This window comes from Microvirga sp. 2MCAF38 (assembly GCF_052115485.1).
Taxonomy (GTDB): domain Bacteria; phylum Pseudomonadota; class Alphaproteobacteria; order Rhizobiales; family Beijerinckiaceae; genus Microvirga.
On the sequence record NZ_JBFRGU010000003.1, the window covers coordinates 436,293 to 457,656 of the forward strand.

22 protein-coding genes and 3 tRNA genes are annotated in these 21,364 nt (G+C 59.4%); 12 read left to right on the forward strand and 13 right to left on the reverse strand.

All coding sequences use genetic code 11. From position 1 onward, the window contains the following. Window positions 1-26: 26 nt before the first annotated feature. Both hisI and folE read right to left on the reverse strand, forming a co-directional pair. The gene (hisI, locus tag AB4072_RS08880; protein WP_441967215.1) at window positions 27-449 is read right to left on the reverse strand and encodes a phosphoribosyl-AMP cyclohydrolase; all 423 of its coding nucleotides are present in this window, start codon (window positions 447-449) and stop codon (window positions 27-29) included. 64 nt (window positions 450-513) lie between these two features. Beyond that, window positions 514-1,149: a GTP cyclohydrolase I FolE gene (gene folE / locus AB4072_RS08885; protein WP_441967217.1), complete on the reverse strand. Its 636-nt coding sequence runs from the start codon at window positions 1,147-1,149 to the stop codon at window positions 514-516. A gap of 150 nt (window positions 1,150-1,299) precedes the next feature. On the opposite strand from folE, the gene AB4072_RS08890 reads away from it, so the two are divergent. The 3 genes from AB4072_RS08890 (at window position 1,300) to thrS (ending at window position 4,212) form a co-directional block, all read left to right on the forward strand. Then, window positions 1,300-1,746 (forward strand): iron-sulfur cluster assembly scaffold protein, encoded by a 447-nt coding sequence (locus tag AB4072_RS08890; RefSeq protein ID WP_441967280.1) that lies wholly within the window; start codon window positions 1,300-1,302, stop codon window positions 1,744-1,746. A gap of 55 nt (window positions 1,747-1,801) precedes the next feature. Continuing rightward, window positions 1,802-2,131 (forward strand): membrane protein insertion efficiency factor YidD, encoded by a 330-nt coding sequence (gene yidD, locus AB4072_RS08895; RefSeq protein WP_441967219.1) that lies wholly within the window; start codon window positions 1,802-1,804, stop codon window positions 2,129-2,131. 68 nt (window positions 2,132-2,199) lie between these two features. Beyond that, window positions 2,200-4,212 carry a threonine--tRNA ligase gene (gene thrS / locus AB4072_RS08900; protein ID WP_441967221.1) on the forward strand — a complete coding sequence of 671 codons (2,013 nt, stop codon included), beginning with the start codon at window positions 2,200-2,202 and terminating at the stop codon, window positions 4,210-4,212. Window positions 4,213-4,343: 131 nt separating this feature from the next. Here the strand turns inward: thrS and AB4072_RS08905 are convergent, their stop codons facing one another. Genes AB4072_RS08905 through AB4072_RS08915 form a run of 3 tightly spaced genes read right to left on the reverse strand, consistent with a single transcriptional unit; the run spans window position 4,344 to window position 8,101 of the window. Beyond that, complete coding sequence (locus AB4072_RS08905) at window positions 4,344-4,724, reverse strand: hypothetical protein (RefSeq protein ID WP_441967223.1); 381 nt, start codon at window positions 4,722-4,724, stop codon at window positions 4,344-4,346. A gap of 41 nt (window positions 4,725-4,765) precedes the next feature. Then, window positions 4,766-5,620 carry a hypothetical protein gene (locus tag AB4072_RS08910; RefSeq protein WP_441967282.1) on the reverse strand — a complete coding sequence of 285 codons (855 nt, stop codon included), beginning with the start codon at window positions 5,618-5,620 and terminating at the stop codon, window positions 4,766-4,768. Between the two features lie 39 nt (window positions 5,621-5,659). Then, window positions 5,660-8,101 carry a YfhO family protein gene (locus tag AB4072_RS08915; RefSeq protein WP_441967225.1) on the reverse strand — a complete coding sequence of 814 codons (2,442 nt, stop codon included), beginning with the start codon at window positions 8,099-8,101 and terminating at the stop codon, window positions 5,660-5,662. 389 nt (window positions 8,102-8,490) lie between these two features. On the opposite strand from AB4072_RS08915, the gene AB4072_RS08920 reads away from it, so the two are divergent. The 3 genes from AB4072_RS08920 (at window position 8,491) to AB4072_RS08930 (ending at window position 10,462) form a co-directional block, all read left to right on the forward strand. Then, window positions 8,491-9,054, forward strand: coding sequence for a nitroreductase family protein (locus tag AB4072_RS08920; RefSeq protein ID WP_441967227.1), 564 nt, complete (start codon window positions 8,491-8,493; stop codon window positions 9,052-9,054). Beyond that, window positions 9,054-9,665: a flavin reductase family protein gene (locus tag AB4072_RS08925; protein WP_441967228.1), complete on the forward strand. Its 612-nt coding sequence runs from the start codon at window positions 9,054-9,056 to the stop codon at window positions 9,663-9,665. The genes AB4072_RS08920 and AB4072_RS08925 overlap by 1 nt, the downstream gene beginning before the upstream one ends. Before the next feature lie 338 nt (window positions 9,666-10,003). Continuing rightward, on the forward strand, window positions 10,004-10,462 hold the full coding sequence (locus AB4072_RS08930) for a GNAT family N-acetyltransferase (protein ID WP_441967230.1): 459 nt from the start codon (window positions 10,004-10,006) through the stop codon (window positions 10,460-10,462). Here AB4072_RS08930 and AB4072_RS08935 read toward each other — a convergent pair. Genes AB4072_RS08935 through AB4072_RS08945 form a run of 3 tightly spaced genes read right to left on the reverse strand, consistent with a single transcriptional unit; the run spans window position 10,416 to window position 12,618 of the window. Continuing rightward, window positions 10,416-11,291, reverse strand: coding sequence for an HpcH/HpaI aldolase/citrate lyase family protein (locus AB4072_RS08935; RefSeq protein WP_441967284.1), 876 nt, complete (start codon window positions 11,289-11,291; stop codon window positions 10,416-10,418). The two genes, AB4072_RS08930 and AB4072_RS08935, sit on opposite strands and share 47 nt — an antisense overlap. Then, window positions 11,291-11,794: a MaoC family dehydratase gene (locus tag AB4072_RS08940; protein ID WP_441967232.1), complete on the reverse strand. Its 504-nt coding sequence runs from the start codon at window positions 11,792-11,794 to the stop codon at window positions 11,291-11,293. The genes AB4072_RS08935 and AB4072_RS08940 overlap by 1 nt, the downstream gene beginning before the upstream one ends. Window positions 11,795-11,844: 50 nt before the next feature. Beyond that, on the reverse strand, window positions 11,845-12,618 hold the full coding sequence (locus AB4072_RS08945; protein WP_441967234.1) for an NAD kinase: 774 nt from the start codon (window positions 12,616-12,618) through the stop codon (window positions 11,845-11,847). A 121-nt stretch (window positions 12,619-12,739) separates the two neighbouring features. Between AB4072_RS08945 and cutA the strand changes: the two genes are divergently transcribed. Further along, window positions 12,740-13,060 (forward strand): divalent-cation tolerance protein CutA, encoded by a 321-nt coding sequence (gene cutA, locus AB4072_RS08950; protein WP_441967236.1) that lies wholly within the window; start codon window positions 12,740-12,742, stop codon window positions 13,058-13,060. Window positions 13,061-13,165: 105 nt separating this feature from the next. Here cutA and AB4072_RS08955 read toward each other — a convergent pair whose 3' ends face one another. The 3 genes from AB4072_RS08955 to AB4072_RS08965 form a co-directional block, all read right to left on the reverse strand. Then, window positions 13,166-14,143, reverse strand: a complete 978-nt coding sequence (locus AB4072_RS08955; protein ID WP_441967238.1) for an MBL fold metallo-hydrolase — start codon at window positions 14,141-14,143, stop codon at window positions 13,166-13,168. A 75-nt stretch (window positions 14,144-14,218) separates the two neighbouring features. Then, the gene (locus AB4072_RS08960) at window positions 14,219-15,019 is read right to left on the reverse strand and encodes a TrmH family RNA methyltransferase (RefSeq protein ID WP_441967240.1); all 801 of its coding nucleotides are present in this window, start codon (window positions 15,017-15,019) and stop codon (window positions 14,219-14,221) included. 63 nt (window positions 15,020-15,082) lie between these two features. After that, window positions 15,083-15,157 (reverse strand) — tRNA-Thr (locus AB4072_RS08965). A 149-nt stretch (window positions 15,158-15,306) separates the two neighbouring features. Between AB4072_RS08965 and AB4072_RS08970 the strand changes: the two genes are divergently transcribed. After that, window positions 15,307-15,591, forward strand: coding sequence for a hypothetical protein (locus AB4072_RS08970; protein ID WP_441967242.1), 285 nt, complete (start codon window positions 15,307-15,309; stop codon window positions 15,589-15,591). 60 nt (window positions 15,592-15,651) lie between these two features. Here the strand turns inward: AB4072_RS08970 and AB4072_RS08975 are convergent, their stop codons facing one another. After that, window positions 15,652-17,337 (reverse strand): MFS transporter, encoded by a 1,686-nt coding sequence (locus AB4072_RS08975; RefSeq protein WP_441967244.1) that lies wholly within the window; start codon window positions 17,335-17,337, stop codon window positions 15,652-15,654. Window positions 17,338-17,568: 231 nt separating this feature from the next. Beyond that, window positions 17,569-18,384 carry a TrmH family RNA methyltransferase gene (locus AB4072_RS08980; RefSeq protein WP_441967246.1) on the reverse strand — a complete coding sequence of 272 codons (816 nt, stop codon included), beginning with the start codon at window positions 18,382-18,384 and terminating at the stop codon, window positions 17,569-17,571. Window positions 18,385-18,572: 188 nt separating this feature from the next. On the opposite strand from AB4072_RS08980, the gene AB4072_RS08985 reads away from it, so the two are divergent. The 4 genes from AB4072_RS08985 to AB4072_RS09000 all read left to right on the forward strand — a co-directional run. Continuing rightward, window positions 18,573-18,657, forward strand: a tRNA-Tyr gene (locus AB4072_RS08985). Window positions 18,658-18,677: 20 nt separating this feature from the next. Beyond that, window positions 18,678-18,751, forward strand: a tRNA-Gly gene (locus AB4072_RS08990). 231 nt (window positions 18,752-18,982) lie between these two features. Next, complete coding sequence (locus AB4072_RS08995; RefSeq protein ID WP_441967248.1) at window positions 18,983-20,998, forward strand: acyltransferase family protein; 2,016 nt, start codon at window positions 18,983-18,985, stop codon at window positions 20,996-20,998. A gap of 221 nt (window positions 20,999-21,219) precedes the next feature. Continuing rightward, on the forward strand, window positions 21,220-21,364 hold a 145-nt coding region (locus AB4072_RS09000), incomplete at its 3' end, for a GTP-binding protein (protein WP_441967285.1).

Consider the following 21,364-nt stretch of genomic DNA (forward strand, 5'->3'; position numbering starts at 1 on the left):
CCCCCACAATTCCGGATGAGTAGGGATCAAGCTTGTTTTGAGAGTGCGAGTGTCGTCTCGCCTTCCTTCGATTGCACTACCCGATAGAAGCACGAGCGTCGGCCCGTATGGCAGCACCCGCCATCGCCCGCCACCTTCACCTTGAGCCACAAGGCGTCCTGGTCGCAATCGACGCGCATTTCCACGACGGTCTGGATCTGTCCACTCGTCGCGCCTTTGTGCCACAGCTCGCTCCGAGAGCGCGACCAATACCACGCTTCGCCCGTCTCAAGCGTTCTCGCAAGTGCTTCGGCGTTCATGTGGGCGACCATGAGAAGTTCGCCTGTGTCGGCCTCCGTCGTCACGCAGGTCACAAGACCATCCGTGCCGAAGCGAGGCGTCAAGGTCGCGCCTTCTTCCAGCTCGGACTTGGAGCCGGCGGCGGGGAAGGGTGGGTGGTTCGCGCACATGGGATGACTCGGGGACACTGGAGAGCAGGTTGCTTCTCTCGAATGCCCCCGATGGTCGCGAGTTTCAAGCTTTGCCGTGACGAACCATGGTCATGAAGCGCGCCTGTTCCGCCGGATCTTTCTTGAACACGCCGGTGAACTGGCTCGTCAGCGTGACAGCGCCTGCTTTCTGCACGCCGCGCATGGACATGCACATATGCTCGGCTTCGATCATCACTGCGACGCCGCGCGGCTCGAGAGCTTCTTCCAGAGCTGAGGCGATCTGCGCCGTCATCGTCTCCTGGGTCTGGAGCCGCCGCGCGTAGATCTCGACGAGGCGGGCAAGCTTGGACAGGCCGACGACACCCTTGGTCGGGTAATAGGCGATGTGGGTCACGCCATGGAACGGCACCATGTGGTGCTCGCAATGGGAATAGAAGGGGATATCGCGCACCAGAACCAGGTCGTCGTAGCCTTCGACCTCCTTGAAGATCTTGTTCAAAATTTCGTGCGGATCATCCTTGTAGCCGGCATAGAGCTCCTTGAACGCCTTGGCGACGCGCTTTGGCGTTTCGCGCAATCCTTCCCTCTCCGGGTCGTCGCCGGTCCAGCGGATCAAGGTGCGAACGGCCGCCTCCGCTTCTTCGCGGGTCGGGCGGTCTACGGGCTTGTCGGCGGCTGGAGACAGACGCTGGGACAAGGACTTAACCACATCATCCATGTGGAGCCTTTCTTTTGTTCCATGCCATCGGGCGCGATGCCCTTTGACCGTCATATGGGGCCGGCGCGCCCTCGGATCTCTCGGGATCGCGCTTGACGCCAACATAACCTATATCAAGCGACAACGCTCTTGTCCCGTGACAGCCGCATCATGCTTGATCAGATCTACAATCGCCGCCTTCTCGAACTCGCCGCGAACATCCCGCGGCTCGGGCGGCTCGCGGACGCGGATGCGAGTGCGACAAAGCGGTCAAAGCTTTGCGGGTCCATCGTGACAGTCGATCTCAAGCTCCACGGCGATGTGGTTGCCGACTTTGCGCATGAGGTACGGGCTTGCGCCCTCGGACAGGCCTCCTCTTCCATCATGGCGAGCAAGGTGATCGGTTCCACCGTGGCGGAGCTGCGCGCCGTTCAGGAACAGGCACGCAGGATTCTCAAGGAAGATGGGCGCGCACCGGAGGGCAAATGGGCAGATCTTGCCGTTCTGGAGCCGCTGAAGGATTTCACCGCCCGGCACGCCTCCATCCTCCTCACTTTCGAGGCAGTGGTCGACGCCATCGAGCAGATCGAGGCGCAGCGGCGCTCGGAAGCCTCCTGACGTGACGCACTCGTGGCATCAAAAGGACGCGCCCCAGGAGACAACGGCAAAACACATGCCCCGCCGGATCGCCCATGTGGCGATCCGTTCCTATCAGCTCACGCTTTCCGGACTCATAGGCCGCCAGTGCCGCCATCTTCCGTCCTGCTCGGAATATACCGACGAGGCGATCCAGCGGCACGGCTTTTGGCCGGGAGGCTGGATGGGGCTGGCACGGATCTGCCGCTGTGGGCCCTTCGGCACATCGGGGCTCGATCTCGTGCCTGAAACGTTGCCCGAACACGCCCGCTGGTATAAGCCGTGGGTGTATGGTCGCTGGCGGGGCGTCAACGCCCCCGCGATCACCTGCGAAGCGGTCGAACCTGACGGCGGCCGCTCGTCGTAAGCAAAACCCAGCCCGTCGGCCCCACGCTTACCTGCTCCGTTGGCAGGAGTGAGCTTGAGAGATGATTGATGATTACCCTCACATTCCCTGATGGCGCAGAGCGCCAATACGCCTCCGGCATCACCGGCCGCGAGATTGCGGAAGGCATTGCCAAGTCGCTGGCAAAGCGCACCGTGGCCATGGCCTTGAACGGCACCGTGACGGATCTCGCGGATCCGATCACCGCCAATGCCAAAATCGAATTTCTGAACCGCGAAGATCCGCGCGCGCTGGAGCTGATCCGGCACGATTGCGCGCACGTTCTAGCCGAAGCCGTGCAGGAGCTTTTTCCCGGCACGCAGGTCACCATCGGTCCGGTGATCGAGAACGGTTTCTATTACGACTTTGCGCGTAACGAGCCTTTCACGCCGGAAGACTTCCCGGCCATCGAGGCGAAGATGCGCGAGATCATCGCGCGGGACAAACCTTTCACGAAGGAAGTGTGGAGCCGCGATAAGGCGAAGCAGGTCTTCAGGGAGAAGGGCGAGACCTACAAGATCGAACTAATCGACGCGATCCCGGAAGGGCAGGATCTGAAGATCTACTTCCAGGGCGACTGGTTCGACCTGTGCCGCGGCCCGCACATGACCTCTACGGGCAAGATCGGCAACGCCTTCAAACTCATGAAGGTGGCGGGCGCGTACTGGCGCGGTGATTCCAAAAACGCGATGCTCACCCGCATCTACGCCACCGCGTGGACCTCTCAGGAAGACCTCGACAACTACCTCAGGCAGCTTGAGGAAGCCGAGAAGCGCGACCATCGCCGTCTCGGGCGCGAGATGGATCTGTTCCATTTCCAGGAGGAAGGACCGGGCGTCGTCTTCTGGCACGCGAAGGGCTGGACCCTGTTCCAGGAACTGACCTCCTACATGCGCCGCCGCCTCAAGGGCGACTATCAGGAAGTCAACGCGCCGCAGATCCTCGACAAGGCTCTTTGGGAGACCTCGGGTCACTGGGGTTGGTACCGCGAGAACATGTTCGTCACCAAGACGGAAGACGAGCGCGTTTTCGCCATCAAGCCCATGAACTGCCCCGGCCACGTGCAGATCTTCAAGCACGGCCTCAAGTCCTACCGCGACCTGCCGCTTCGCTTGGCTGAGTTCGGTGCGGTATCGCGCTACGAGCCTTCGGGCGCGCTGCACGGCCTGATGCGCGTGCGCGCGTTCACACAGGACGATGCGCACGTTTTCTGTACCGAAGAGCAGCTTGCCGAGGAATGCCTGAAGATCAACGACCTGATCCTCTCGACCTACGGCGATTTCGGCTTCGAGAATATCGTCGTGAAACTCTCGACCCGTCCTGAAAAGCGCGTCGGCACGGACGAGATGTGGGATCACGCCGAAGAGGTGATGACCCGCGTCCTCAAGCAGATCGAGGAGCAGTCGGGCGGGCGCATCAAGACCGGCATCAATCCGGGTGAGGGCGCTTTCTACGGGCCGAAGTTCGAATACGTGCTGCGTGATGCCATCGGCCGCGACTGGCAGTGCGGCACCACGCAGGTGGACTTCAACCTGCCGGAGCGCTTCGGCGCGTTCTACGTGGATGCGGACGGACAGAAGAAGACGCCGTGCATGGTTCACCGCGCCATCTGCGGCTCCATGGAGCGCTTCACCGGCATCCTCATCGAGCATTTCGCCGGGCACTTCCCGCTCTGGCTCGCGCCGGTGCAGGCGGTGGTGGCGACCATCACCTCGGACGGCGACGATTACGCACGTGAAGTCGTGAAGGCGGCGCAGGCCGCCGGGCTTCGCGTCGAGTCGGATCTGCGCAACGAGAAAATCACCTACAAGGTGCGCGAACATTCGCTCGCCAAGGTGCCGGTGCTTCTCATCATCGGCAAGAAGGAGGTGGCCGAGCGCGCCGTCTCCATCCGCCGCCTCGGCAGCCCGGACCAGACCAATCTCAGCCTCGAGGAAGCTTTGCGCATTCTCAAGGAAGAGGCCGTCACTCCGGATCTCCGCCGCGCGGCAAAGGCCGTCTCGGAACCCGACGCCCACGCAACCCTCGACGGGCATCACGTGGTGGGGGGAACGCTGGTCTGATTTAGCCCGATCCTGTTTTGCTCTTCATGGCCGCACCTGTTGCGGCCATGAACGTTTTTGGTGCATCCGCGGCCGTCCTAACATGACCGAGAGACGCGTCCTCAGACGAGGGATTTAAGGCGGTTTTCCTCTCACCTGCCGTCCAGCAAGCCAGCGAGTTCCAGACCACCACAGGCATCGACTCTCGCAAGGGGCCAATTATTGCCCTTGCTGTCCTCGAGTCTGAATTTGTAAGTGCGTTCTCCCGGACCGGGGTCGTCAGTAAAGTCGTCGCCACTTTCTTCTATTGCGACAACCTTTGGCTTCGCTCTGCCCAGAACAGCACTGGCTCTGGGTTGAACGAGGTACGCTTCGATGACCTTCGTTGCGTATTCCTTGTCGACGATATGAGAGCAGTCGCGGGTCAGGGCGTCGTAGACGCCTACTCCAATGAGTAGCAGCAGCACAGGCGCGACCAGCACGATGACAAGGGCGATCAGGAATGCGCCGACAACTTTGAACAGAGTACGCATGTGTAACAACGTATCTCTGTCTGGTTGTGGTGTCCATTAGCCTATTGCGTCGCGACGATCTCGAAGTCGCGGTTGAGACCGCTCTCGACCTTGAACTCGCGCGTATAGACCTTGCCGTCGTGGCGGGCGATCAGGACGTAATCGCCTTCCGCCAGCGTTACGGACGGAAACGCGCCGATGGCCTCGCGGATCACGTCGCCGCCCGGCGTCAGCACGCTGAAGGCCGTGCCGGCGAAAGCTTCCCCGCCGGCGGAGGCCACCAGCTTGAGGGTGGCGATAGCCGCCCGGTGATTGAGGGTCGCTTCCGTGATCTTGCCGGCTTCGACCTTCAGGTCCGCGCGCATGATCGCGTTTGCGTCGCCATAGGTCGAGACGACGTGATAGGAGCCTTCCGGCAAACGGATGATGTCACCCGCCTTTCCGTTCGACAGGACGAGCCTGCCTTCGGAGTTGGTGCCGATCGGGACATAGACCGAGAACGAAATCTGGTTCTGTGCGATGGGGCTGTCGCCTACCGCTCCCTTGAGCCTCAGGGCTCCGGCCGTAATCGGAAGGCGCTCGGTGAGTGTGCCGGATTGGGCGCTGATACGCTTCGACGCGCTGGCATAACCGTAGGCTACGTGAACGATGTAATTGCCCGATGGCAGATTGAAGCGAGGTGTCGGCGCGCTGGAGCGGGCGACGATCAGCGGCTGCGTGACGTCGCCCCGATCTTCGTAAACCCGCCAGACAAGCCCCGAGCCGATCGCTTTGCCACTATCCGCAAAGGCGGCACTGGCGTTGAGCGTGAATTCCGAGCTTGGGATAGGGGGAGGGGTCTGCGTCAATGAAGGCGTAGCAGACTGCGCCCAGGCCGAGGTTGCGACGCAGGCGGCAAGAAGGCTCAAACTCCAGATGGACGGTTTCAACGTTTCGCCACTTCCAACCTATCGTCCCTATCGGGCGGCGGCTTGCACGGTCCTGACGGGCTCGACTTCCTTTTTCACGAGATCCGCCGTCGCCGCAATCAGATTTTCCAGCGACGTCGGACGGAAAGTGAATTCCACTTTGTGCTGGCCGGGGCCAACCTCGACGCCTCTGAACAATAGATTTGCGCGCAAAATGGGGCGGCGTTCGCCGTCCACGCGGACTTCCCAACCGGGATAGAAGATGTCGTGAAGGACGAGCATACCTGCCTGTTCGTTCTGCACCTCGATCGTCACGGATGTCCGCTTGTATTGGGTGATCCGGGCTTCGTTCTTCGGCTTCTCCGCGCTGGCGGGAGGGACGATCTCATGGGAGGTTTTGAGCAGCGGCACGCTGCTGATATCCACAAGAGCCTCGTTCAGGCGGTCGAATTCCGGGAGGTCCTCCTGATCGAGCGCCGCTTCCGAATCGACGGGCGTGACCTTGGTGGCCACATAGACGCGCGGGCTGACCGTGTTCAGGCGATAGATCCACATCCGTCCCGAGCCGTAGAGCAATTCCGCGTTCGAGGGGCGGGGGAAGTGGCGCGGCATGCGTTCGAGCTTGCGGTCCAGAACCAGATATTCGAGGCCAAGGAGGTTGGCGAGGCGGCACTTGTACCCCCGGAAGCTCGCCGGAAACTGGCGCAGATTGGGATCTTCCGCATTCTCGCCCGGTCCGACCGCTCGCTCGTAATCGGCGAGCCGGAGCGGATTGTAGCCGATGATGTCCTCGATCCCGAAGACCATGGAGGCGTTCTGCCAGGGGCCGCGCAGGCCCAGGATCTCCACGCGCGGGTAATCGCCTGCGGCGTGGCGCTGGTCCAACTCGGTCTTGAGGATGCTCAGGCCGTGCAATTGATCGGCAGGCAGCTTCTCAAAAACGGCATACCGCTCCTCCGGCTCGGCATTGAGAGCCGAGGCCGCATGCCGCCAGATCAACTCGCCACCCGTGGCCATAACCAGCGTGAGAGCAACGACGGGACGCCAGCGGGCGTTGCCGTCAAATCGGGTCAGGAGAAGCAAGGCGATTGACGCGAAGGTCAGGCCGATACCGATCTCACTCATGGCCGGCGCAACCTGACCGGCTTTGAGTGCGAAGCCCAGGGCGCTTCCGATCGCCGCCACCAACAGAAGGACCGCGAGCGAGGGCAGGGCCACGTGCCAGGAGGCGATTTTCGCCCTGTCCAGGCGCGGAATGCCGTCCCGGATATAACGGTGAGCGAGGTAGCCGGCGGCGAACGCCAGGAAGATATTGATCAGGAACGTCGCATCCGCCGGACGGCGATAGAGCTTGACGCCGGGGAGATGGTCGAAAACAAGGCCGAAGCCGGGGGTGTAGCGGCCAAGCGCATAGAGGAGAACGACGATCCCGAAGATCAGGAAGAAGCGGAATTCGCGCGCGAGAAGCCGCCCTCCCGCAATGCCATGCCACAGGAGGAGCAGGGCTGGGATGGTGCCCGCGAACAGATAGTTGGTCGCCCGGTCGGTCCAGGTCCCCTCGGCGACGCTGTGCCAGTCGGGGCCCCAGTAGTCGTATGTCCAGCGGAGAGACCCAAAGATATTGCCGAAGAGGATCGTCGTCAGACTCTCCGGCGGAAGCGATCCCATGGCCGCGACACCGTAGCCGAAGCCGGGGCGCGTGGAGGTCGCGAGGAACTGCATGGTGAGGATGGACGGTACGGCCAGCAGTGCACCGCCGACGAAGCCCATGATAAGGAGAATGCCGACACGGGTCCTGAAATAGACGAGAGGGCGCTCAGAGGTGAAGATCCGATGCGCAGCAACGCAGATCAGGGTCAGCGCGCACAGGAAAGCCACCTGATCCCGCCCGATGGTCAGGAAGGCCGCAACCATCGCGAAAAGCACGCCGAGCGAGTAGGATTTACGGTCCAGGGCCTCCTCGAGAAGCAGGAGGGCGAGCGGGAAGAAGCCGTAGCTCAGGATAATGCCGGTATGTTGCAGGCGGGCCGTCGCCGAGCCCCCGAGCATGAAGACGATGGCCGCGATGACTGCGCCGACCGGATGCCAGCCCCGGCGCCGAAAGAGTCCCACGAAAGCAAGCGCTCCCGGCAGAAGATGGGCAAAGACCACCACATCGAACACTTCCATCGACGCCTTGGGCATGAGCCAACCGAAAAGAAGCATCGTCGGGGTGAAGAGCAGGGATTGCGGATCGGCCGCGGAGGGGTGTCCGCTGAAATGATAGGGGTTCCAGAGCGGGAGTTCCCCTTGGGCAAGGGCCTCGCCGAGGTAGCGCCAGGTCGGGTAGAACTGGTTTTTGGAATCCCACGGCACGACGCTGCCTGTGAGCGGCCACACGGACGCGGCCATAGCCCAGATCAGCAGGATCAGGAGCAGGGATACGGCGGTTTGTCTGGACGTCCAGACATTTGAGGAGGACGCGTCATCCTCTAGGAGATTTGTTTTCATTCGTCGTTAGCGCCATCCACCAACCGGCATTCTGTATAAGATGAATGCGGCGACCCCAAAATTCGATAAAGTATTAGACGCTGCCAGCCTCGCCTCATCGGCGCACGGCGCGAACTCATCGCCTTTATCTCTCACGATTTTGTCGGAAAATCGGACCCCATTTTTTCGGGTCGTGTTCCAGGATCGAAATCCGGCTTGGCGGGCCAGCACGCTACCCCTATACATGCGCTGCTCGTTTTATTTCGCAGCGACAGCCCCCACTAGGACGGCGATGTTCCACCCGCAGAGACATGGCGAGGGCAAGGCATGAGCCCCGGCTCTTATTGTCTGCGGCTTTCCTTTGCCGTCCCGATGATCCTTGCACAGTATCAGGTCCGGATGAAAGCCTTATGAACGAAAGTTTGTCCCGTCTTCAGCAGCGACGCTCCGTCCCAGCCCTGTGGCTCACCGAGCCTGGACCGAACCCAACCGACATCGACACGCTCCTGACGATCGCTGCGCGTGTGCCGGATCACGGCAAGCTGGTTCCCTGGCGCTTCATCGTGATCGAGGGGGACGGACGGCGCCGGCTCGGCGAAATTGCCGCAGCCGCGTTCAAGGCGGATCAGCCGGAAGCCGAGGCCGAGAAGGTGGCGGTGGAACTGGCACGTTTCTCCCATGCTCCCTTGGTGGTAGCGGTCGTCTCCCGCGTTAAGCCCCACGTGAAGATCCCGGATTGGGAGCAGGAGCTGTCGGCAGGCGCTGTGTGCATGAACCTCCTCAATGCGGCGCACGCGCTCGGTTTCAGCGCTTCCTGGCTGACCGGCTGGACGGCGTTCGACCGGCGTGTGCTCGACGCCCTGGGTCTCGCCCCCGATGAGCGGCTGGCCGGCTACGTCCATATCGGGACGGCGAAGGAAACCCCGACCGACAGGCCGCGGCCCAGCCTCTCCGATATTGTGACGCGGTTCTGATGTTCTACGAAACAGCCACTAACGATCACGGCCTGCCGCACGATCCGTTCAAGGCCATCGTGACGCCGCGCCCGATCGGGTGGATTACTTCCATGAGCGCGAAGGGCGAGATCAACCTATCGCCCTATTCGTTCTTCAACGCGGTTTCCGACCATCCGCACATGGTCGCCTTTTCGTCGGCCGGGCGGAAAGACGCGGTGACGTTCATCGAAGAGACAGGCGAGTTCGTCTGCAACCTCGCGACCTTCGATCTGCGCGATCAGATGAACGCCACCTCCGCGCTGTTGCCGCGCGGTGAGAACGAGATGGCTCACGCCAAGCTCGAAGCCGCGCCTTCGCGGATCGTCAAGCCGCCGCGCGTGGCCGAGGCTCCCGCCGCGCTCGAATGCAAATGGCTTCAAACCGTGCCGCTGGTGCCGCTCGATGGATCGGATCCGCGCTATTATCTCGTCATCGGCCAAGTCGTCGGCGTCTATATCGATGACCGTTTTCTCGTCGATGGAATGCTCGACACCGCCGCCATGCGTCCCATCGCGCGTTCCGGCTATCGCGACTATTTCGTGATGACGCCGGAGACGAAGTTCTCTCTGCGCCGTCCGAACGAGAAGTGAGGCGATGTTTATGTACGCGTGGCACGGGAGTTCAGCCGATTTCGGAGCCGGCCCGCTAGTCAATTGACAGCCAATGATATCTTGGTAGCGTAAGTTTCATGAACTCACGCTTCTCAACCTTAGAGCGCCGACGCTGTACGATTGTGCGCGGTGGTGCGTCGACTCCGAGAAAGCGAAGATCCGTGGGAGCCTAGTTCTTTCTCCTGCCTTCGTTATCGAGAATTCAGCAACCCTGCCCACCATCCGGTCGGCGGGGTTTTTATTTAGCTCGCAAGGATCCTTCTATGTCTTTGGAACTTTTCGTGGAATTTCGGGCAGCAAAATCGGAAGACGCCGACATGATCCGTGAGGTCGTGCGCTCGGCATACGCAAAATGGATTCCCGTCATCGGTCGCGAACCTCGGCCAATGAATGCCGACTATGAACGGGCCGTCCAAGAACACCAGATCGACTTGATGTATATCGGTTCCAGAATGGTGGGGCTGATCGAGACGATGCTGCGCGATGATCATCTCTGGATTGAGAGCGTCGCCGTTGGCCCGAGCGACCAGGGCAAAGGGCTGGGCCGGCAATTGTTGGCGCACGCCGAGTGCAAGGCCATCGAGGCCGGATGCCCCGAGATTCGCCTGCTGACGAATGCCGCCTTCGAGGCAAATGTCGCTCTCTATGAGAAGACCGGATACCTTATCGTTGAACGCGAGCCCTTCATGGGCGGCATAACCGTCTACATGAGCAAGAAACTCAATGGGCCTAGCTCTTGTCGCCAGCCCGCGCGAGAAGCCTTTCGGCTCGGGTGAGGTGGGGGCGATCGAGCATTTCACCATCGACGCCGACCACGCCCGCACCGGGATTGGTCGCGAAGGCGGCAATGACGGCTTTTGCCCGCTCCAACGCTTCCTGCGATGGCACAAAGGTTTCGTTGATCACCGGCACCTGGGCCGGGTGGATCGCCATCTTGGCGACGAAGCCGTCGCGGCGCGCTTCCCGGCATTCGGCGGCGAGGCCGTCGAGATCGCGGAAATTGGTGTAGACCGCATCGATGGCGTCGACCTCGGCGGCCGCCGCTCCGAACAGGGTGAGCGAGCGGGCGAGCCGGTAGGGCTCGGTATAATGCCCGTCGTTGCGGCGGTTGGTTTCGGCGCCGATATCGGCGGACAGGTCTTCCCCGCCCCAGGCGAGGCCGTCGAGGCGCTGGCTCGCCCCGGCGAAAGTACCGAGCGCGAACACGCCGCGCGCGTTTTCGGTTGCGATGGCGATGATGCGCGTGCCGCCGTCCGCAAGGTCGAACTCGGCTTCGCGTACCGCGATCTTCGCGCCCAGATGCGCGACGTCCTTGCCGCCGATGGCTTTCGGTAGAACGATGCCGTCCGGCACGGCCCGCATGACGCCGTCGAGATCGGCATCGGTCATGCCTGTCGCCAGACCGTTGACGCGGACATAGAGGCGCGGACGGTCGCGGGTTTCGCGAACGGACGCGAGAAACTCAGCCGTCACGCGGCGGGCTTCCTCTTTCGCGGAGAGCGCCACCGAATCCTCGATGTCGATGATCAAGGCGTCCGCCCCTGAGGCCAGACCCTTTTCGAGCTTGCGGGCGCTGTCGCCTGGAACGAAGAGGAGCGAGCGCATCATATGTCGGCCTGCCAGGGAGCAGCGTTGCGCTTGCGCATGAAGGCCTGTCGGCGGCATTCGGCGACGAGGGTGCCATCCTGCTTGTAAGCGCGATGCAGGAATTCGACGATGCCCGCTTCGGGGCGCGATTTCGACTCGCGTTTGGCGACGATCTCGGTCGTCGCGTTCACGGTGTCGCCTTCGAAGAGAGGAGCCGGAAACTTCACATCCGTCATGCCGAGATTGGCGATGGTGGTACCGACGGTGGTATCGTTGACCGAAATGCCGATCATCAAGCCCAGCGTGAAGAGGGAATTCATGAGAGGTTTCCCCCATTCCGTCTCTGTCGCGCAAAAATGAGCATCGATATGGAGCGGCTGCGGGTTCAGGGTCATGTTGGAGAACAGCATGTTGTCCATCTGCGTGACCGTCCGCGTGAGACGATGAGGGATGGTTGCGCCGATCTCGAAATCCTCGAAATAGAGCCCGCCGCGGGGATGCCGTTCATGCTCAGCCGTCATTTCTGCATTCTCCTCCCGCTGGTCGGATTTTATGGCTCGCGTCGGTCTTCTCAATAGCCGAATTGCTCGCGCAGAATGCGCTCGTCGAGGCCGTGTCCGGGGTCATGGAGCAATACCAGGTCGATGCTACGATCCATCGACACCTGCACCCGCGATACGTTTCGGAATTCCGTGTGGTCCGCCACCGCACTCACCGGGCGATTCTCGTGTTCGAGAACCTCGATTTCGATGCGGGCGTAGTCCGGCAGCAAAGCCCCCCGCCAGCGACGTGGCCGAAAGGCGGAGATGGGAGTAAGCGCCAGAAGCGGCGTGTTGAGCGGCAGGATCGGGCCGCCGACCGAAAGGTTGTACGCCGTCGAGCCTGCCGGCGTGGCGATGAGAATGCCGTCGGCGCTCAACTCCTCCAAACGGACATGCGAGTCCACACTGACCTTCAGTTTTGCAATCTGGTGGGTCTGCCGCAGCATGGATACTTCGTTGATCGCCCGCGCGGTGTGAGATTGCCCATTCGCATCCCAGGCGACCATGAGGAGAGGGTGCACAACGCTGCGCTGCGCCTCCTCCAGTCTCTCGAAGAGACCCTCCTGCCGAAACTCGTTCATGAGAAAGCCGACGGAGCCTTTGTTCATGCCGTAGATCGGTTTGGACCTGCCCATGATCTGATGCAGGCATTGCAGCATGAGGCCATCGCCGCCCAGCGCCACAATGACGTCCGCGTCTTCTGGGGGGACGTTCGGATAGGCGGCCCGCAGCGTTTCGAGGGTACGCTGTGCTTCAGGGGAGGGGCTCGCAACGAAAGCGACCCTGTTGAAACGGCGCGTCATCCCAAGATACCCTCGTTGAACCCTGATCCAGTCCCTCATTTTCGCATGATTCCTCTCGGAACCACGCTTTTATTCTTGAGGACCCGGCGTCACCACTGACCATACCCCAGAGAGGCATAGCATGGAGCAACCACTCCTCGTCTACACGACCTTTCCCGATGCGGACACAGCTTTGTCCATTGGCGAGGAGCTCGTTCGAAACAGGCTCATCGCGTGCATGAACGTGCTTCCCGGCATGGTCTCGGTCTATGCCTGGAAGGGAAAAATCGAGCGTGGTGAAGAGGTTGTCGCCATTCTCAAGACGGTCACCCGCCGGCGCGAGGACGTGCATACGGCCCTCAAAGATCGGCATCCCTACGAGACGCCGATCATTTTTTTCATCGAGCCCACAGGTGTCGACGCGGGCACGCTCGCCTGGCTCCTGGCCGAAACGTCGCTCTAACGGCTAGAGTTCGATCATGTCTCTTTGAAACATGATCGAACTCTCGATTTTTCAATGTCGCATGATCGGGGCGAACAACCAGTTTCCACTTGTTCTGATCATGCTCTAGAGGACAGCCGCACTCCACTGCACGGGTACGAAGCGAAATCTGCCGCCCTCTTTCCCGATATAACCTGTGGCGGGGAAGGGAGCGTGGTAGAACGCGACCTGCGCCCGCTCGCTCGCCGCGAGGTCCAGCATCCGGTGTCGGCTCAGGCGGGCCAAGTCCGCATCCATGTCGAAGACCGCCGACCAATCCGGATTGCGGACGAAAAGAGCCGGGTGGTTCGTCACGTCGGACATGACGATGAGTTTGCCGCCGCCGGATGAAAGCATGAATGAGGTATGGCCCGGCGTGTGGCCTGGGATGGCTATCGCCGTCAGGCCTGGAACAACCTCCTTGTCGGCCTCGTAGCGCTTCACATCCTTTGCGATTGGGGCGAAGACCCGGCGCACGTTCTGGAAGCCGCCCTTCATGGCCTCCGGCGCCTGATTCATGCGGGCATCCTCCATCCAGAAAGCCCATTCGGTGGCCGGCACCATGACTTCGGCTTTCGGGAACACGGCAGTTCCGTCCTTCAGGCGAAGGCCGTTGATATGGTCACCGTGGAAATGGCTGATGACGACGGTGTCGACCTGTGCCGGATCAAAACCGGCGGCGCGGAAATTCGCCATCCACGTGCCGGAGGTCGGCGCGCCGAGATCACCGTTGCCCGTGTCGATGAGGGTGAGGCGGCCGTTGCGGTTCAGCACCAACGTCGTGAAGGTGATCGAAAGAGCTTCCGGCGATAGAAAGGCCTCCTTCATCGCGTCCTGGACCTGGGAGAGTTCCGCATTCTTGACGAAGCCTTCCAGCGGTCGTTTGGCGAAGCCGTCGTTGATGGCCGTCACCTCGATGTCGCCGACCTTGTAGCGGTAGAAGCCGGGAGCCTGAGAAGACGCGTTCGACATCGTGCTTGTGCCTTGAGCCAAAACTTTATCTCCGAATGGGTTTGCGAGCGCGAGCGTGCTACCCGCGAGAACCACGCGACGTGTGACAGACATGACAACCTCCCCCTATGAATTGAAGAGGCTATAATGACTGCGCTTGGGATCAAGCCGTTAGGCTTCACGAAATCGTCAGGCGCGCGAAGCTGTCAGGTGATGGAGCACGATCCCGCTCGTGGTCGATACATTGAGCGAATCGAAGCCGCTTTTCATAGGGATGGCGACGGTGCGTGTGCGGGCAAGCAGATCCGTCGGCAGGCCAGGACCTTCAGCGCCCAGGAGCAGAGCCGTCCGAGGGGCGCAACGAACGCCGATCAGGTTCTCCCGGCCGGACGGGCTCAACGCCATGATGTCGAAACCGGTGCGCTGCAGAACGTCGACCATGGTGCCGGCCGATGGGACGCGGGCGAAAGGAACGACAAGCGCGCCGCCGACCGAGACGCGGATCGCCTTGCGATAGAGCGGATCGCACGTTTCCGCGTCGAGTAGCACCGCATCCGCGCCAAAGGCCGCGGCGTTGCGGAAAATGCCGCCCACATTGTCGTGGTTGGCGAGGCCGACCAGGCCGACGACGAGAGCGTTTTGCGGAAGCGACGACAGCAACTCTTCGGCTGCAGGGTCGTCTCTTCTGCGGCCGATTGCGAGAACGCCCCGGTGGATCGGAAATCCGACGATCGCGTCCATGACCGCGCGACCGGCGACGTAGACCGGCGTACCGGGTGAGATGGTGCGCAAGACATCTTCCAACGGCCCGACGCGGCTGTCTGAAATCAGGAGAGATTCGACGTCAAACCGCGCGCTGTCGAGAAGGACGCGCAACACGACCTCGCCCTCGGCAATGAAGCGCCCCTCGCGCCCGACGAGATCGCGCTCGCGCACGGCCCGGTAGGGCTCGATGCGGGGATCGTCGGGATCGGTGATCGTAACGGACATGAATGCTCGGCGGTTCGTCTTGGGTGAGGAACGGAACGGCTCTAGGCCGAGAGTGCCGAAAAATGGTGCCGGCGGAGAGGATTGAACTCCCGACCTTCGGTTTACAAAACCGCTGCACTACCGCTGTGCTACGCCGGCCCCATAGGCGCTCAGGTAGCAGCGCAAAGCCTTTCAGGCAAGTTCCCATCAATCATCAAAATCATGTGCTCGGACGCATCGCAACCAATCGCTCCTCACCAGATTTCCCTAAGGGGGATGTTTTTGGATCATCGGATAAGGCGGAGGTTATGCCGCGATCCTCTAAGCAGAAAACCCGGTCGCAATGGTTTGGAGGGGCTATCGCCATCCTGATATTTTGCCTCGGGACGCCGGTTGATGCGGCGCAGGCGAAAAAGCCTCTGCCAAAGGGGACTGCCGCGAAGATTTCGTCGGTTCTGTCCAAGAAGGAGCCGCAAGCCACCACCTCTTCCACGGGCGGGAAGACGCTGCCAGGCAACTGCCAGCGCGCGCGCAAGCGCCTTTTCGTGGAAGGGGAAGGCTGGATCGTCCGTCGCTTGACCACCTGTTTCTAAGCGCGCCAAACAAAAAGCCCCGCCACGAGGGCGGGGCTTCTGTCTGCGTCAAAAGGCTTGCTAGCCTTTGTAAGTAAAGATGTCGCGGTCCTTCGTCTCAGGGACGAAGAGCATGCCGACGACGAAGGTGATCAGCGCAATCACGATCGGGTACCACAGACCGTAATAGATATCGCCGGTCTGGGCGACCATCGCGAAAGCGGTCGCGGGCAGAAGTCCGCCGAACCAGCCGTTACCGATATGGTATGGCAGTGACATGCCCGTGTACCGAATGCGGGTGGGGAAAAGCTCCACCAGCGCAGCCGCGATGGGGCCGTAAACCATCGTCACGAAGATCACGAGGATGAAGAGAAGGCCCACAAGTCCGGCGATCTGGCTGTTAAACAGATCGAACGGGTGTTTCATCTTCGCAATCTGCGCGTCGCCCGCCTTCGGATAGCCCGCACCCTGGAGCGCTGCCGTGGTCGCGGTCCGCGAATCGGCGAGCTTGGCGGTGTCGAACGGCACCTCGGTCGAGTTGACGCGGATCTTCGTCGGCTGACCTGCCGGAGCGGCTTCGGTGGAATATTTCACGGAAGCCTTGGCCAGATAGTCGCGGGCCAGATCGCAGGACGTGGTGAAGACGCGCGTACCGACCGGGTTGAAGAGATTTCCGCAACCGGCGGGATCGGCGACGACCGTCACCTTCACGTTCTCCACCGCCGCTTCGAGCGCAGGGTTCGCCAGGGTGGTGATCTGCTTGAAGAGCGGGAAGTAGGTGAGGGCGGCAATCAGGCAACCCGCGAGGATGATCGGCTTGCGGCCGATCTTGTCCGACAGCCAGCCGAAGAACACGAAGAAGCCGGTGCCGAGCAGGAGCGACCAGGCGATCAGCAGGTTCGCGGTGTAGCCGTCGACCTTCAGGATCGATTGCAGGAAAAACAGAGCGTAGAACTGACCCGTGTACCAGACGACGCCCTGACCGGCGACGAGGCCGAAGAGGGCAAGAAGAGCGATCTTGGCGTTCTTCCACTGGCCGAACGCTTCGGAGAGCGGAGCCTTGGAGCCCGTGCCCTCTTCCTTCATGCGCTGGAATGCCGGGGATTCGTGCAACTGCATGCGGATCCAGAGAGAAACGCCAAGCAGCACGACCGAGACCAGGAACGGGATGCGCCAGCCCCAAGCAGCGAACTCTGCTTCACCCAGGATCGTACGCGTGAACAGGATCACGATGAGTGAGAGAAAAAGACCGAGCGTCGCCGTGGTCTGAATCCAGGATGTGTAGAACCCGCGACGGCCATGGGGAGCGTGCTCCGCCACGTAAGTCGCCGCACCGCCGTATTCACCGCCGAGCGCCAGGCCTTGCAGGAGGCGCAGACCGATCAGGATGATCGGAGCGGCCACGCCGATCTTGTCCGAACCAGGCAGCAAGCCGACGATGAAGGTCGACAGGCCCATGATCAGGATGGTCACGAGGAAGGTGTATTTGCGGCCGACGAGATCGCCGATGCGGCCGAAGACGAGCGCGCCGAACGGGCGCACCAGGAAGCCCGCAGCGAAGGCGAGAAGCGCGAAGATGTCCTGCGTCGCCTTCGGATACTGGCTGAAGAACTGTGCGCCGATGATGGCGGCGAGCGATCCGTAAAGGTAAAAATCGTACCACTCGAAAACAGTACCGAGCGACGAGGCGAAGATGACTTTCTTCTCCTCACCGCTCATCGGGCGGACTGCGGCGTCCGTCCGGGGCGTTGTGGCTGCGGTTGCCATAGTGTTTCCTTCCAATGTTGATCCCGGTTGTCCGGGTTTTTGCGTCAAAGCATCGAGACCTTGGCGGCAGGTAAGTCGATGGCCACGATTCGCCACCGAACTCCCATTGGAGAGACAGCCTAACGGCAGGGCATTTCCTCACAATTCACAATTCGTATTTGCGACTTCTGTCTAAGGAGACGTTCGCGCAAGTAAAACGGCAGCCTCGACAAGACGATTATCGTTTTATTGTTACGTCCTGGAGACGGCTTTCGTGACCGCGTAGAGCGCGATGGCGGCAGCGTTCGAGACGTTGAGGCTCTTGATCTCGCCGGGCATGTCGAGGCGGCCGATCAGGTCGCAGCATTCGCGTGTGCGCTGTCTCAAGCCCTTGCCCTCGGAACCCAGCACGAGCACGACGGGATTTTTCAGCGGCATCTCGTCGATCCGCGCCTCGCCTGAGGAATCGAGCCCGATTCGCGTGAAGCCGCGATCGCCGAGTTTGATGAGCGAATCGGCCAGGTTGCGAACGATGAGAAACGGCACGTGTTCGAGGCCGCCGGAAGCCGCCTTGGCCAGAACGCCCGTGGCGGCCGGGCTATGCCGGGCTGTGGTGATGATGGCCTCGACCCCGAATGCCGCGGCGCTGCGGACAACCGCGCCCACGTTGTGCGGGTCGGTAATCTGGTCGAGAGCCAGGACGACGCGCTCTCCGCTCAAGGTATCCAGCGTGGGCGAGGCGAGGGGCTCCGCTTCGAGATAGAGGCCCTGATGGACCGCATCGGCTTCCACCAGCCTGTTGATATCTCCCGGGCGAACGATCTCGGGCTTGATCGGCAGGGGGATGCCCAATTCCTCGGTGAGGCGCTGCATCGAATTTTCGGTGGCGAGAAGGCGGGTGAACTTGCGCTTCGGGTTCCGCAAAGCTTCGGCGACCGGATGCCAGCCATAGAGCACCGTCCCTTCGTCGTTCTCCATTTGCCGCCTCGGACGCGCGTCCCGGCGCTCGTACTTTCCACCGGGACGGTTGAAGCGTGGTTTGCGGGAGGAGAAGGGACGCTCGCTCATTTTTAAGGAAATCTCTTTGTGTTGCGTGAGCCGCCATAACACATGATCGCAGAACTCACGATGAGGTTTGCTGTTTGGTGTTGACACCGGGGAGGCGGGTCACCATAAGAGCGCCCACGACACCCCCGCCTCCGGGCGGGGTGTTCGTTTTGGACGACCTTACGCGGCGCGTTTTGGTTGGATCAAATGGGGGAATGTCCCGAGCGGCAAAGGGGGCGGACTGTAAATCCGCTGGCTATGCCTTCGTAGGTTCGAGTCCTACTTCCCCCACCATCCACTCAAGCGAGACGCTTGCGGGTGTAGCTCAATGGTAGAGCAGCAGCCTTCCAAGCTGAATACGAGGGTTCGATTCCCTTCACCCGCTCCAATTTCCACGCTGACGCCGGCCAGCTCTCCAACCTTCGGTTTCATGCCAGGATGTTTGTCTGTGTTTGGGAGGCGGGGTGGGAAAGCTTTGCCCGGGATCTCCATAGAAACACCGAAAAGAAAAACTTCTTCTGCTGAACGGTCACGCTATGGCGATATACTAAAACTTGTATATTGATTGCATCAATCGGGTGCTTTGATTGGTTCTATGCAAAATTAGAAAATTGGGGCAATGTCATCTTACGATAAAAAAAAGAAAGTATTTGCTAGCAACGATGGGAGTTATCTTTCGCATCCAACCTATCGACCAGATGTTGATGGGTTGCGCGCGGTCGCGGTGTTGGCGGTTGTTTTTTATCACGCATTTCCAGATGTTCTGAAAGGCGGTTTCGTCGGCGTTGATATATTCTTCGTTATTTCAGGGTTTCTGATCTCCACAGTGATAATCAACAGTCTCGAGCGAGGCTCCTTCAGGTTTGCGGATTTTTACGCTCGCCGTGTTCGAAGAATATTTCCAGCACTTGCAATTGTGCTTGTGTCGTGCCTTGTCTTTGGTTGGATTGCTTTACTAGCTGGTGAGTATGAGCAATTAGGAAAGCATATCGCAGCAGGGGCTACTTTTTTTTCCAATTTTACTCTCTGGTCAGAAAGCAGCTATTTCGACAATTCTGCTGAAACAAAGCCACTTTTGCATTTGTGGAGCTTAGGAATTGAAGAGCAATTCTATCTAATATGGCCAATATTACTTCTTTTTTTATTCAAGAAAAATATTAATTTATTTGCAATTGCAATTTTATTGACCTTTTTGTCATTTATTATAAATATTTTTACCTATATAAATTATCCTATTGCAAATTTTTATTCACCTTTGTCCCGCTTTTGGGAGCTGTTGGCGGGTTCAATTTTAGCTTTATTGGTATTGAATAAGGATATTTACTTAGAAAGAGTCAAAAATTGGTGCCAAAAATCTATATTCAGCTTATTTTGGGGTGATGCTCAAGGAAGAATTTACTTTGCTCGAGAGGTTGCTTCTGTCCTAGGAGCGCTTTTGATAGGCGCTAGCGTGGCTCTGATCTCGAAAGAGGACCGTTTTCCGGGGTTTTGGGCGGTGTTGCCTGTGTTCGGAGCGACGTTGACCATCCTCGCAGGCCCGCGTGCTTTTCTCAATCGTTACCTGCTTACGAATCGAATTATGGTTTGGGTGGGGCTGATCAGTTTTCCGCTATATCTTTGGCACTGGCCTTTGTTGTCGTTTGCGCGAATCATCGAAAATGAGGCGCCTAGCTTTGCGATTCGATGTGTCGCTGTCTTTGCTTCGGTGATTCTCGCGGGGTTAACCTATCTGATTATCGAACGCCCGCTTCGGTTCGGAGGTTTCGCTGCATCAAAAGCGATTGGTCTAACGGTATTGATCGCCGCAATAGGGTATGTCGGTTATGAAATAAATGCTCGGGAAGGGCTTCCTTTCAGAAGGAACGCCTCACCTGAAGTGCTTTATAAGGGCGATGTCGGGCATCTCGAGTTTCACAAATACCCATTTGCTGCTTTTTACACTTGTACACCGAAGCAGGTTGCTGATGAAGCGCTTCAATGGGAGGGCTACGTCCGGTGTCTCCAATCCAAAAAGGATCGGGACGTAGATATTGTCCTGCTCGGGGACAGCCATGCCGAGCATTTGTTTATCGGGTTGGCGGAAGCGCTCCCTGACAAGAATATTGCTTTTTATATCAAGAACGGTGCGCCCTTTATCGATAATGAAGATTACGGTTCGATTTTTAAGACCGTATCATCGAGTAAGACGATAAAGAAAGTTATCGTAACAATGTATTGGGCATGGAGAATAAGCCAAATTCCACTGGGGCAGGCACTTGAGGATAAAATACTAGAGACAACAGGGGTTTTGCTGGAAAGTGGAAAAGAGCTTTATATCACGGATGATGTTCCTTCGTTTCCGTTTGATCCGGATAAGTGTAGATTAAAAAGATTTTTATCAACGAAGCAGAACTGTGAAATCGATATAAAGAACGTAAATTATCAATTATCTGCTTTTAAGCCCGCACTCGAAAGGGTCGTCAAGAAGGATCCTCGAGTTAAGTTGCTAGAAACTTCTAAATTTTTCTGCAACAAAACCGTTTGCAAAATGACGAATGGTGAAGATATATTATACAGGGATACAAATCATCTTAACATAAAAGGCAGCCAGTTCTTGGGAAGGAAGTTTGTCGAGAGCTACCCTATTTTTAACTGATGTAGTGTTTTGTGTGGCTCGTAGCTTCTTGAGAAGGGGCGATGACGCTCCCGGTGGACACAGGCGGCGGCTGTCATTCGACTCCAATGCTAAAGTGCGTTGAAGCCCCCTGTCGGAAACAATGCGCGTCAATTTTCAAATTGGCTCTTGCGGAAATAGCTCAACCGCAATATCGGACGCACCCAAGTTTTTGAATCCTGGCCTAGTTAAGGTAGAGATCGATGGCGAAGGAAAAGTTTGAGCGGAATAAGCCGCACTGCAACATTGGAACGATTGGCCACGTTGACCATGGCAAGACGTCCTTGACGGCAGCGATTACGAAGGTTTTGGCGGAGTCTGGTGGTGCGACGTTTACGGCGTACGACC

Excerpts from the sequence above, each read along its gene's own strand:
- folE (WP_441967217.1), bottom strand. The coding sequence starts at position 1,149 with ATGGATGATGTGGTTAAGTCCTTGTCCCAGCGTCTGTCTCCAGCCGCC.
- AB4072_RS08945 (WP_441967234.1), bottom strand. The coding sequence starts at position 12,618 with ATGACGCGCCGTTTCAACAGGGTCGCTTTCGTTGCGAGCCCCTCCCCT.
- AB4072_RS08970 (WP_441967242.1), top strand. The coding sequence starts at position 15,307 with ATGCCGCGATCCTCTAAGCAGAAAACCCGGTCGCAATGGTTTGGAGGG.
- AB4072_RS08980 (WP_441967246.1), bottom strand. The coding sequence starts at position 18,384 with ATGAGCGAGCGTCCCTTCTCCTCCCGCAAACCACGCTTCAACCGTCCC.
- thrS (WP_441967221.1), top strand. The coding sequence starts at position 2,200 with ATGATTACCCTCACATTCCCTGATGGCGCAGAGCGCCAATACGCCTCC.
- AB4072_RS08905 (WP_441967223.1), bottom strand. The coding sequence starts at position 4,724 with ATGCGTACTCTGTTCAAAGTTGTCGGCGCATTCCTGATCGCCCTTGTC.
- AB4072_RS08915 (WP_441967225.1), bottom strand. The coding sequence starts at position 8,101 with ATGAAAACAAATCTCCTAGAGGATGACGCGTCCTCCTCAAATGTCTGG.
- yidD (WP_441967219.1), top strand. The coding sequence starts at position 1,802 with ATGCCCCGCCGGATCGCCCATGTGGCGATCCGTTCCTATCAGCTCACG.
- AB4072_RS08935 (WP_441967284.1), bottom strand. The coding sequence starts at position 11,291 with ATGCGCTCGCTCCTCTTCGTTCCAGGCGACAGCGCCCGCAAGCTCGAA.
- AB4072_RS08890 (WP_441967280.1), top strand. The coding sequence starts at position 1,300 with ATGCTTGATCAGATCTACAATCGCCGCCTTCTCGAACTCGCCGCGAAC.
- hisI (WP_441967215.1), bottom strand. The coding sequence starts at position 449 with ATGTGCGCGAACCACCCACCCTTCCCCGCCGCCGGCTCCAAGTCCGAG.
- AB4072_RS08925 (WP_441967228.1), top strand. The coding sequence starts at position 9,054 with ATGTTCTACGAAACAGCCACTAACGATCACGGCCTGCCGCACGATCCG.
- AB4072_RS08995 (WP_441967248.1), top strand. The coding sequence starts at position 18,983 with ATGTCATCTTACGATAAAAAAAAGAAAGTATTTGCTAGCAACGATGGG.
- AB4072_RS08920 (WP_441967227.1), top strand. The coding sequence starts at position 8,491 with ATGAACGAAAGTTTGTCCCGTCTTCAGCAGCGACGCTCCGTCCCAGCC.
- AB4072_RS08955 (WP_441967238.1), bottom strand. The coding sequence starts at position 14,143 with ATGTCTGTCACACGTCGCGTGGTTCTCGCGGGTAGCACGCTCGCGCTC.
- AB4072_RS08975 (WP_441967244.1), bottom strand. The coding sequence starts at position 17,337 with ATGGCAACCGCAGCCACAACGCCCCGGACGGACGCCGCAGTCCGCCCG.
- AB4072_RS08960 (WP_441967240.1), bottom strand. The coding sequence starts at position 15,019 with ATGTCCGTTACGATCACCGATCCCGACGATCCCCGCATCGAGCCCTAC.
- AB4072_RS08930 (WP_441967230.1), top strand. The coding sequence starts at position 10,004 with ATGATCCGTGAGGTCGTGCGCTCGGCATACGCAAAATGGATTCCCGTC.
- cutA (WP_441967236.1), top strand. The coding sequence starts at position 12,740 with ATGGAGCAACCACTCCTCGTCTACACGACCTTTCCCGATGCGGACACA.
- AB4072_RS08940 (WP_441967232.1), bottom strand. The coding sequence starts at position 11,794 with ATGACGGCTGAGCATGAACGGCATCCCCGCGGCGGGCTCTATTTCGAG.